General features: G+C 43.4%; 11 protein-coding genes. 3 read left to right on the top strand and 8 right to left on the bottom strand.

Features of this window, described 5'->3' with window-relative positions:
• From Q0486_RS14780 to Q0486_RS14770, 3 genes are all read left to right on the top strand, one after another.
• The coding region (locus tag Q0486_RS14780; RefSeq protein WP_299235031.1) for a DUF6371 domain-containing protein at window positions 1-392 on the top strand (392 nt) is incomplete at its 5' end.
• 150 nt (window positions 393-542) lie between these two features.
• Complete coding sequence (mobV, locus tag Q0486_RS14775; RefSeq protein ID WP_011203628.1) at window positions 543-2,084, top strand: MobV family relaxase; 1,542 nt, start codon at window positions 543-545, stop codon at window positions 2,082-2,084.
• Between the two features lie 131 nt (window positions 2,085-2,215).
• The gene (locus Q0486_RS14770; protein WP_005811493.1) at window positions 2,216-3,490 is read left to right on the top strand and encodes a DUF4143 domain-containing protein; all 1,275 of its coding nucleotides are present in this window, start codon (window positions 2,216-2,218) and stop codon (window positions 3,488-3,490) included.
• A 272-nt stretch (window positions 3,491-3,762) separates the two neighbouring features.
• Here the strand turns inward: Q0486_RS14770 and Q0486_RS14765 are convergent, their stop codons facing one another.
• The 8 genes from Q0486_RS14765 to Q0486_RS14730 form a co-directional block, all read right to left on the bottom strand.
• Window positions 3,763-3,981, bottom strand: coding sequence for a hypothetical protein (locus Q0486_RS14765; protein WP_005811483.1), 219 nt, complete (start codon window positions 3,979-3,981; stop codon window positions 3,763-3,765).
• 19 nt (window positions 3,982-4,000) lie between these two features.
• Window positions 4,001-4,372, bottom strand: coding sequence for a DUF4373 domain-containing protein (locus Q0486_RS14760; protein ID WP_005811481.1), 372 nt, complete (start codon window positions 4,370-4,372; stop codon window positions 4,001-4,003).
• Between the two features lie 84 nt (window positions 4,373-4,456).
• Window positions 4,457-4,831, bottom strand: a complete 375-nt coding sequence (locus tag Q0486_RS14755; RefSeq protein WP_005811479.1) for a hypothetical protein — start codon at window positions 4,829-4,831, stop codon at window positions 4,457-4,459.
• 369 nt (window positions 4,832-5,200) lie between these two features.
• Window positions 5,201-5,548 carry a helix-turn-helix domain-containing protein gene (locus tag Q0486_RS14750; RefSeq protein WP_299235023.1) on the bottom strand — a complete coding sequence of 116 codons (348 nt, stop codon included), beginning with the start codon at window positions 5,546-5,548 and terminating at the stop codon, window positions 5,201-5,203.
• A gap of 120 nt (window positions 5,549-5,668) precedes the next feature.
• The gene (locus tag Q0486_RS14745) at window positions 5,669-5,866 is read right to left on the bottom strand and encodes a reverse transcriptase domain-containing protein (RefSeq protein WP_008775183.1); all 198 of its coding nucleotides are present in this window, start codon (window positions 5,864-5,866) and stop codon (window positions 5,669-5,671) included.
• Entirely contained in the window at window positions 5,844-6,194 is a 351-nt protein-coding gene (locus Q0486_RS14740) for a reverse transcriptase N-terminal domain-containing protein (RefSeq protein WP_004308130.1), read from the bottom strand. The genes Q0486_RS14745 and Q0486_RS14740 overlap by 23 nt, the downstream gene beginning before the upstream one ends.
• Before the next feature lie 849 nt (window positions 6,195-7,043).
• Window positions 7,044-8,087, bottom strand: coding sequence for a hypothetical protein (locus tag Q0486_RS14735; protein WP_226794739.1), 1,044 nt, complete (start codon window positions 8,085-8,087; stop codon window positions 7,044-7,046).
• A gap of 8 nt (window positions 8,088-8,095) precedes the next feature.
• Entirely contained in the window at window positions 8,096-8,701 is a 606-nt protein-coding gene (locus Q0486_RS14730; RefSeq protein ID WP_299235014.1) for a hypothetical protein, read from the bottom strand.
• Between the last annotated feature and the right edge of the window lie 1,315 nt (window positions 8,702-10,016).

The raw sequence follows: 10,016 nt of genomic DNA, 5'->3' as shown, positions 1-10,016 counted from the left end.
CGGTAATGCTGGTGGAAAGTGAAAAGACCGCTGTTGTAATGAGCCATTTTATCCCCGATTATATATGGCTGGCAACAGGTGGAAAGAACGGTTGTTTCAACAGTGAAGCTATGCAGGTTCTCAAAGGCAGGGAGGTTACTCTCATCCCTGATTTAGGAGCAACCGAACAATGGAACGCGAAGTCCGCTTTATTATCTGGCATTTGTAAAAAGGTTACTGTCTCTGACATTCTAGAACGTACAGCGACTGAAGAACAACGCAGTCAAGGGTTGGACATTGCAGATTTCTTTCTCTTTTCACCGTCCAAACGTCAAATACTTCAACTGATGATACAGCGTAACCCTGCTTTGCAGTTGCTCATTGACGGACTGGATCTGGCATTGGTGGAGTAATCCGAAGTCTTACTTCGGGAATTTATAAGAAAGTCCATAACATAATAAGGACTTTTTGCCTGACAGCAATAAAGTTCCTCCGGCATCCGGCAGAATCCGGTTCGGAGTGAGCAAGCTCAAACATAAATCATTTATAAAAAGAATACCTATATGAATACAGATATAAAACAAGCTATGCACGTCGGAGCCGGCAAATCATTCGGCACGGCAGAGGCCAATGAAAATGAAAGACGTTGGAACGATGACAAGATTGACAGAAAGAATCAGGATCCGACCAACCACTACGACAGGACCAGAATGAAATTGAATTTCGAGATCGGTCCTGACGGAAAGATACATCCGTTGGGTTATCAGGAGAAATCGCTTGAAGTCCGTCTGCAAGAACGGCTGGACGAATTGGGTTGGAAGCCGTTCAAGGCGGACAGCAAAATCCAACCGAACTGTTGCGCTAAGTTTGTCTTCGGAGGAAACCATGACCGGACGCTTGAAATGGCTTTCGGGAATCAGTCCGTCAATCTGGAGAAAGGTGCGGACAACAGCCACCTGCACCGTTGCGAGGAAATCGAGAATTGGGCGAAAGATGTCTATGACTGGTGTGTCCAAATATACGGGCAGGAGAACATTGTCGGGTTTCAGGTACATCTTGATGAGAGCAGTCCGCATATTCATGCCTTGGTTGTTCCTGTTGGTATTCGCCCCAAAAGCGGACGGAAGTGTGTGATGTGGTCGGCAAAGTTCGGGAAAGACCGCTATGAATATGGTCAGATATTGAAAGAAATGCACACATTCTTGTATGAAGATGTCGGTAGCAAATACGGTCTCGAACGAGGTGACAGTATTGAGGGGCGTAACGTGCATCATCTGCACAAACGCGATTATATCCGCAAACTGACCAAGGAGGCAAAACAGGCGGAGAAAGCCGTCAAGGGACTTCAATCCATGATGCGGAATCTGGAATCAAAGATTTTCAGTTATAGGCTGCAACTTGAAGAGACGGAAAAGGAACTGGCTTCCGGCAAGATCACACTCGACAGATATGAAGCGCAGAAAGCGGATATACAGAAACTCATTGCCGAGTATCAGACCAAACTCGAAGACAAGACCGACAAGCTCCACGCAAAGGAGCAGGAACTGGAGCGGCTGACCGCAGATGCGACAAAAGCACGTTCAGTTGTTCAGCCGTTCCGCAACCACAAAGTTGATTTCATGCCACCTCAAATTACCGAGAAAGTACCCTTGTTCGGTACTGACAAATGGGTCGAGCGGCAGAACCAACGTATTGCCAAGCAGTTTACCGAAATTGTCCGCAAGATAGAATCACTGTACAGGAATGATGCTGCACGGCAGGTTGAAGCCGCCCAGCGTAATGTATTGGCGGATTATGGGGAGCTTTATCAACTGAGACGGGAGAACAAATCTCTTTCTGACACAAACGAAAGTTTGGAGTCAGAGTTGAATACACTGCTTGACCAGCTGGCTATACCATCGGCGCGCAATCTGATTTTTGCCGTTGCCGATGCACTTATCGGTGGACAACCCGTACCGGTTTCCTCCGGAGGTGGTGGCTCGACCTCTGACCTGCTTTGGGATGGCCGGAGATCTGACGAAGAGGAAGAAGCTTATCGGAGGAGGTGTTTGATGTTTGCGATAGTAACGGTATGTAAGCAGCAAACGAAAAGTCGAAGGAAATAATTATAATTCGCCAAATTGCCAAACAAAAATACGCCAAATTTCCAAATGTATTTTATCCAAATTTCCAAATTTGTGTTGCAATTTATATGATTCATAAACTATTTCCCTATCTTTGCAAAAACTATGTATCCATGGAATATAAAAATCGAATAGCAGATAAATTATTGCGTGATAAGTTAGAGGCAATGGGGGCTGTTTTAATTGAAGGTCCAAAGGCTTGTGGTAAGACGACTACGGCTGAACAACAAGCTAAAAGCATCATTTATATGGACGACCCAGTAAAGCAAGAACAGTATAAACAGATGGCGCAAACTAATATCCGTTTTTTGCTTGAAGGAGAAACGCCACGTTTGATTGATGAATGGCAACATGTTCCTCAGTTTTGGGATGCCATTCGGTTTGAAGTTGATCATAGAGATGACGATGGTCAGTTTATGCTTACAGGATCTGCAGTTCCAGCTGATATGAAAGAAATTCATCATACTGGAACTGGAAGATACGGATGGCTTACTATGCGTCCTATGAGTCTTTGGGAGTCAGGAGAATCTACAGGAGAGGTTAGTTTGTCGGATTTGTTTCTTACTCCTGATAGAATAGGAGCATTAAACAAACTGACATTGCCAATGCTTGCATTTGCCGCTTGTCGTGGCGGTTGGCCTAAGTCTCTGCAAAAGAAAACGGAAAAGGCAGCATTATCGCAAGTGACGGAGTATTATAAAGCCATTACAAATAGTGATATATCGCGAGTAGATAACGTGAAAAGAGACGAGGAGCGAGCAAAAAGAATTATGCGTTCATATGCTAGACATCAGGGCTCTCAAGCAAGCATAGCAACAATTCTTGCTGATATATCAACAAATGATACTGGAAACATCAGCGATGAGACAGTAGGAGCATACCTTACTGCTTTACGAAAAATATTTGTGATAGAAGATATGCCGGCATGGAATCCAAATCTGAGAAGCAAAACAGCAGTGCGCACATCTGACACAAGATATTATGTAGATCCTTCATTGGGAGTTGCTGCTTTGGGGCTTGGGCCTAATGACCTGGTTAATGATTTGAATACATTTGGATTGTTTTTTGAGACGATGTGTATCCGTGATCTTCGCGTTTATGCAGATGCTTTGGATGGTTCAGTCTACCATTATAGGGATAAAAATGGTTTGGAATGTGATGCTGTGGTGCATTTGCGTAATGGTGCATATGGTTTAATTGAGATAAAATTAGGCGGAGAAAAACTTATTGAGGATGGAGCTAAGACATTAACTGCACTTACCAATATTATTGATACTTCCCGAATGAAGGCACCTGCTTTTTGTATGGTACTAACTGGTGTCGGAGATTTTGCCTATAGACGGACAGATGGTGTTTATGTTGTTCCTATTGGATGTTTGAAAGATTAATTGTGGGTAAAAGCGGTTATAGGAATAATAATTTTGTCAATAAGCCGAACGACTCCATCATCCCTAAAGCAATATCTCACACCATAGAGAAACTGATAGATATTACGCAAGATGGTTCACATAAAAGGGTTGATTTAAATTTACAAATTTCAGAATATGTAAAAGAAACCCAGTCTCCTTTTATCTTTAGGTCTTGCCTTTATCAAGTAATGGATGTTGTAAGATGGTACAGTGACTTAATAACAAAATTGGCTGAAGGTTAAATTAATATATTATTTAAGTTCGAAGATTCTGTTGATGGTGTCAGCTAATTTATCATTGATGATTTTCGAGTTCCAACTGTCAAATTCAAGAATAATACCAACTTGTCTGGAACCGCCGGAGTCTGTATAAGACCTGCCCATTGTGATATTTACAGGCAGGTTCTCCTCTTTGGCTACCTCTATAAAAGCGTTTGCCAGTTTTTTTAACATTTCACATCTTATCAACATAGTATTTTCGGATTAGTGATTATGAATTGGCAGCCATGAAGAAACCGGCATTATTATACTGTTGCCTGATTTCTGCGGATGTAAGAATATGATACTTGGTATACAACTCAGCATTGAACAAGTCAACCTGAATACAATACTCCACGATTTTCTCCACTTCTTCCGGAGAGAGTGCCCAATAGTCCGCTACTCTGCAAAGCATATTCTTACACCAATACAATGAATGGTTTCCTGTACGGAATATCTCATTTTCTATATAATCATAAACCGCATATCCATTACATCCATATACAGTTTTCAGATCACTGACTTTGGTTTCATGCAACTGTGATGTCCTTTTATAACAAGGCAGGAATGGAATAATCTTATTGTCTGAAATAACGGATTTCATAATGTCTTTTATTTAAATTTCGGTAATAAGGATGCAGTTCAGATTCTTATTGAATTCTGAACAAAAGATTGTTGCTGCAAAAAATTATACTCTTGCAGGTATATCGTATCTTTTACGTATTTTTTTTACGTAATTGAAAACAGTCTTTTCACAGACTTTTGGAAAAGAGGGATTATTCTCCTTTAGATATTCATGAATCTGGGTGGAAGAATAATAAGGACAGGTTATCAGCAAATGCTTAACTGACTCCTCATAAGGATCGAGACGGCAGGAATAAGAAGGGCGCGGACGATTGCCATGTTGAAGAAGCTCATCAACATTTAATCGGGAAAGCCGCATGACTCTGCCAGGAGGAAGTTGCAGCTTCTTTGCTATTTGAGAACGGCTCAAGCCAAGAAGTCGAAGTTCGGCAATGTTATGCCAGTCTTGATAGTCTTCTGTAATCTTTTTTGCATCCATTTTCTACATAAATATAGTTTTCGTAAAGTGAAATATTTAATGTTACGAAAAAGTGATGCGGCAAAGTTACGAGTTACAAAAGGTAGGCTTCACTGTCTACCACCTTGTCTTGTTGTGCGGACAGCGGGAATACCGCCAGGGCAAGCAGCAATGTGAACGCGATTCGTTTGAGTTGATCCATAATATTGTTTGACTTTTCGGGGTTAGACATAACGACCGATGGCGACACGCGGGCACGAGTCGCGCGTCACGTATCGCCGTCAGGCATGTTTTTCCTGCCGCCATGAACAACGGCGGGGGTATATGGTTATCCGGATGTTGCCGATGGAAAAAATCGGCTGGAAGAAGAAATAAATTTCTCGCAACGTTTCACAACAGCTTTGACCTGATGCTTTTCAACACACGCCACACCGTCATGCCTGAGAGCTTTATTCTCTTCCTAAGCAGATAGTTGGCAATCCGTTGCGTTCCCCATCTTCTCGTCTCACGCAGATTAAGGATAATGGTTTCAATTTCAGGTGTTATCTTCATATTGGCAAGTCTTGATGGACGTTTAGACTTATCGGACAATTCCGACTTGCCTTGTTCTTTCTCGCAATTTATCCAACGGTATAACGTGGAACGGGTAATCCCGCACCGAAAGGCAGTTTTTGTCACAGAACCCGTTTCGACGTATAGCTCAAGCCATTTTTGGCGCATCCGTATATCTTCTTTCATGCTACGAAGATACGGATTAAGATTTGCCAACGAAAAGAAAAAGTGTAGCGTATCTATTGATACTTGGAAATTAAATACTACTCCGCTTTTCAGCCATCTCCTTAATACCAGCCTGTCAATCTACACATTGTTGAGAAGCCATTCATGATTAATATGATCAAAACAACCCTTAATGTCACCTTCCAGTATCCATTGTGGTAAACAGTCTCTACTCAACCATCTATGAAGTGCGTCTATTGCATCTGCAGTACTTCTAAACTTTCTGAACCCATATGAGTTCGCATCCGCTTCACTTTCAGTTATAAGTTCTAAAGCCATAAGATATATCCTGCACGGCTCTGTCCTTCATGGTTGGTATTCCCAAAGATCTTGTCTTGCCATTTGCTTTGGCTATGTTGACCTTCCTCAGCGGGAAGGCCTTATATCCTCTCCTTTTCAATAAACATATAGCTTCTATTTTCTTGGCATCAGTGTCCCACTTCATATGGTCAACCCCTGCCGTACGTTTACCTTTATTGGAAGTTACTTTCCTTATCGCCAATGCCTTGGCTTCGTAGGAAGTGGCAAGTAGGTACCGTAAGGCCTTTACCTTGTTGTACCTCTTTTCTTTGTGGGCCTTTGCTATTCGGACCTGCAGTTTTCTCACCTTACGCTCATATTTGGAAGAATCGATATCTTTTCATGTCGTGTTTCGTACGGTTAAAGATGCACACTCGGCTTTTGCCTTGCTCATTTGCAGTTTCTTCATTTTATTAAAGTTCTACAATCGTTTCACAAAGAATTACCCTGCGGAAGTCTGCCTGATTTCGCATGGGGTGATGTTTAAACCTCTATCCTCCGCATTACACAGAATCATTCACTTTCTCCGCAATCCTTTACCCGCACCACATTCGGCTTTTCTTGCAATTGGCTTACCTGCCTGACATAGACAGGAGAAATACGGGTTTACCAAGTTCCGTACAAGTAACTGACGCCCGACTTAGAGCCCGCCCCTCCACCGCCAGTATGATGTCCGTGTAGCCTTACATTCCAAAAAGACTATCCTGACTACCCACCTTTTGGTTATAGCTTATAAATATCCGTAAGCTATTTCTTTATTACGATGGTATAGCGATTCACATATGTTACTCATATCAGTCAGCCTAACAACCTATACATTGGATATTTTTGTAAAGGACTGCATTGTCAAGAGGACTTCGCACTAAACCATTACTGGTAAAGTACGCCTCTTTAGACTACTATTGACGGAACAATAGGTTCAGGCACAGTGCTGAACAATTACTTGTACGACTTCTTGTCACACGGAATACCTAAAGATACCAAAAGGCCAACTAATTCGCAATAATCTGGCTATAAATTAGTTGTCTAATTTTATGGTATTTACTGGATTTCTCTAATTAAGCCTATTCCACAAAAGGCAAAGTTATACTTAAATAGTTGACCTTTCATTTTGATATTTGAAGTAATTTAGATAAAAAATAACTCATTGTATATATCACCTCGTCGGCAATATCACAAACGAAGGATTATTCCGTATTTCCCAGCATTCCAGCTTATCTCCGTTGGGCAGTATTATTCTCTCTTCTAGGTAAGTAACTATAGGCTGTGGGGAGAGCCTCACCCGGCTGTCCGAAACGAACAGCCGGAGAGGGCGGTCAAAATTCCGGCTCTGAAAGTCCGATAAGGCTATTTCCGCAAGTTGTGTTTTCCCGTCCTTTACCATTGCTACAAACAATAAGCTGTCGTTCCTTCCTTTCGCTACCGAACAGATCTTTACGCCGCTTGACCAGGTTACAGAAGTAGGCGTATCATTCTTCTTGTCTGCTATCTCATGTATATTCCATGCGTAGATTGTTCCCGAGCGAGGAATGAAGGCATACAGTGAGTCACCGATGACCTCCATGTCATAGGATTCACCATGCGGTTCTGTACTGCTACCAATAAAGTCGCTGCCAGTACCTAGCTTGGCAAACACGGTGTTGTTGTTCACTGCCGTCAACAGAACCGCCTTACGGTCGAACACCCGTACGTTAGTCTCCTTCGAGTCACGTACGAAGACGAAGTTCTTCGTGGCAGCCACACAGCCCGCCCACGACACGTTACTTACCGGCCATATGCCTGTACCCAGACGAGTTAAGTACGTCCCAGAATGTTTATCGAACACCTGCACCTCCCGACTGTCACCAGCAGCTACAAACAGGTGCCCATCCTCCACATAAATATCACGGACAAAAGTGCGCTCTCCGTTGGAGATGCTCCGTTTATAAGTCAAGCGCTTTACGTCAAAAACGTCCACGCATCTCTCGGCAAAGTTTGCCACGTATAGCTCGTCCCCATCAAGGAAGAGGTTCACTGCCTGCAACGTGCGTCCCTCACCTATATCCTCTGCCCCACGTGATATATAGCCGTCTAGATAATAATTGTCCGTTATCTTCACTGTATCCATTGGCTGTGGCAGGTAACGGTCTTCTGTGATTTCCCTTACCTCAGTCTGCTCGCAGGCCGTCAACGCTAACGCAACCCCTACGCCTATCATCATTCGGCTTCTCATCTCATTTCCTCCTTCTCTTTAGGTATAGTGACTGTATCTATCGGGTGCTCGGTGAAGTATTTCACTAGCCGGCTCTGCCTGCAGAATCTCTCAATATTCTGCTTCAGCACTGTATCGTCCTGAAAGATAGCACTGATATCACAGTCCCTATACGAGGCATTCTCTGGCTTATGGAAACCCAACAGATTGCGGTTGGGATAGGGCAGGTCACCCTTGTAGCTCAGCCACAGGTGCAGTTGCCAGATAAACTCTGTCCAGCCCACGTTCACCCCTTCACCGTTATTGGCAGCATAAGTCATGTTACTGTTGTGAGAGTAGCCCATGCAGTGCATAAACTCGTGTGCAATGGATTCCCAGCCGCTGAACGAGGCGTAGTGCCCGTAGAAATTCCAGTCTGTCACTGCCCAAATGTATCCACCTCCCAGTCCGCCATAGGCTGGACTGCTCTGTCCCAAGCGGAATGTCTTTTCTGATTTGAAGCGTTCCTTCTCCGTCTGGTATTTTTCAGCATTGAACAGATTTCTGTCGTTATCGCACAGATCGCCGCCCATCACCTCTCTGAAGTGGGACATCACATAATTATATTCGAGTGTAGTCATCATATAGGCGTAGTTAGTCACAATCACCACCCACTCGCGGGCGTAGATGGGACGCAGTTCTCGGTAGGGACAGTTATCTCCAGCGGTAGGTGTCCAGCTGTAGTTAGAAAAACTGCATGTCCATTTAGCATCTATCTTTGACAGCTTCTCGAGATGTTCGTCGTCGCTCACTAGGCGCACCTTCATCCGTTCCATGTCAAGGTGAGGACATTCTAAACTCACGAAGCCCCCATCCATCGTGCGACACACGCTCCTCTTACCCACGAACGAGGGCTTGAATTCGAAACTGGAGAACGCAGGAATAGAGTCGAGGTAAGCCACAGGCAAATATTCCTCGGCCTCAGGTATATACATCTCCAGACTCACTTTATGAATAGTCTTTGCCGACCAGCTGGTGATGCGGAGCAAGTCGTCCTCTTCCGCCCCTGTTACGGTAACAAGTTGGTCTGTACGGAAAGTGCAGTCTGCCTTGTTCACGATTTTTGATGAAGGATCGCTCAGGTTCAGGAGGATTCGGGTATGTTCTGCTCGCAGCTTGTCGTAAGTCACAGTGTCCGTAGGGAAATCATTCTTGAAAGGAATTTCGATGTTATTGTATACCATCTTTTCCTCATAGACAGTGGAGCAGCCTGCAAGTAGTATTGCCGTGATGCAAATTGCCGCTGTCACGCCTTTCAGAATCATACTTTTTGTCATTTTCTTGTCATTCATACGATTATTCTTTTGTAGGTTGTTTATAATAGTATTTAGGATGAGAATATTCATTGCCTTTCACTTTAGTTGTTTATCTCGGTCATGCGAGATATCGGGTTGCTGCTCAGCTCCAGCCTATCTCCCTGCTTTGCCTTATAATACTTACGGTCACATTCCAATTTGCAAATATAGCTGTTTAGATAATGTGTTCAGGCTAGGGTGCGATGGCAATAAGGACAAATATCGAGTTGGCAGACCACTCCCTTCCACTCGCAGTCCTTACGGAATTCCACCGTGCCCCTTGCGTAGTATACTTTCCAGATCGTTTCCAAAAAAGATGTATATTAATACCCTATTTTTTACAGTAGTACAGTAGGATTCATTATTAAAGGGTAGAAATCAAAAAGCATACTGTCGGCCTCCTGCCACTTCAGAATGTTCGTGATCTCAATCCGTTATTACTAGGAATCGAATGTGTACTTGTTATACCTTTGTCAATAATTCCCAGCACTGCCATGCCGGAAACAGGTCACAAATGACTATTCAAAAAAAGGACATTAATCGGAACACGAATGATACCTCCTGAGTTTCCAAAAGGGAGAAAAACATAAGAATGAACAATAAT

Source organism: uncultured Bacteroides sp., from assembly GCF_937912035.1.
Lineage (GTDB): Bacteria > Bacteroidota > Bacteroidia > Bacteroidales > Bacteroidaceae > Phocaeicola.
This window is presented reverse-complemented; position numbering and strand designations above follow the sequence as displayed.

Bases quoted from the DNA above. Each gene is read 5' to 3' on its own strand.
- Q0486_RS14730 (WP_299235014.1), bottom strand. From the start codon at position 8,701: ATGATGACTACACTCGAATATAATTATGTGATGTCCCACTTCAGAGAG.
- Q0486_RS14760 (WP_005811481.1), bottom strand. From the start codon at position 4,372: ATGAAATCCGTTATTTCAGACAATAAGATTATTCCATTCCTGCCTTGT.
- Q0486_RS14770 (WP_005811493.1), top strand. From the start codon at position 2,216: ATGGAATATAAAAATCGAATAGCAGATAAATTATTGCGTGATAAGTTA.
- Q0486_RS14745 (WP_008775183.1), bottom strand. From the start codon at position 5,866: ATGGCTTTAGAACTTATAACTGAAAGTGAAGCGGATGCGAACTCATAT.
- Q0486_RS14765 (WP_005811483.1), bottom strand. From the start codon at position 3,981: ATGTTGATAAGATGTGAAATGTTAAAAAAACTGGCAAACGCTTTTATA.
- Q0486_RS14735 (WP_226794739.1), bottom strand. From the start codon at position 8,087: ATGATGATAGGCGTAGGGGTTGCGTTAGCGTTGACGGCCTGCGAGCAG.
- Q0486_RS14750 (WP_299235023.1), bottom strand. From the start codon at position 5,548: ATGAAAGAAGATATACGGATGCGCCAAAAATGGCTTGAGCTATACGTC.
- Q0486_RS14755 (WP_005811479.1), bottom strand. From the start codon at position 4,831: ATGGATGCAAAAAAGATTACAGAAGACTATCAAGACTGGCATAACATT.
- mobV (WP_011203628.1), top strand. From the start codon at position 543: ATGAATACAGATATAAAACAAGCTATGCACGTCGGAGCCGGCAAATCA.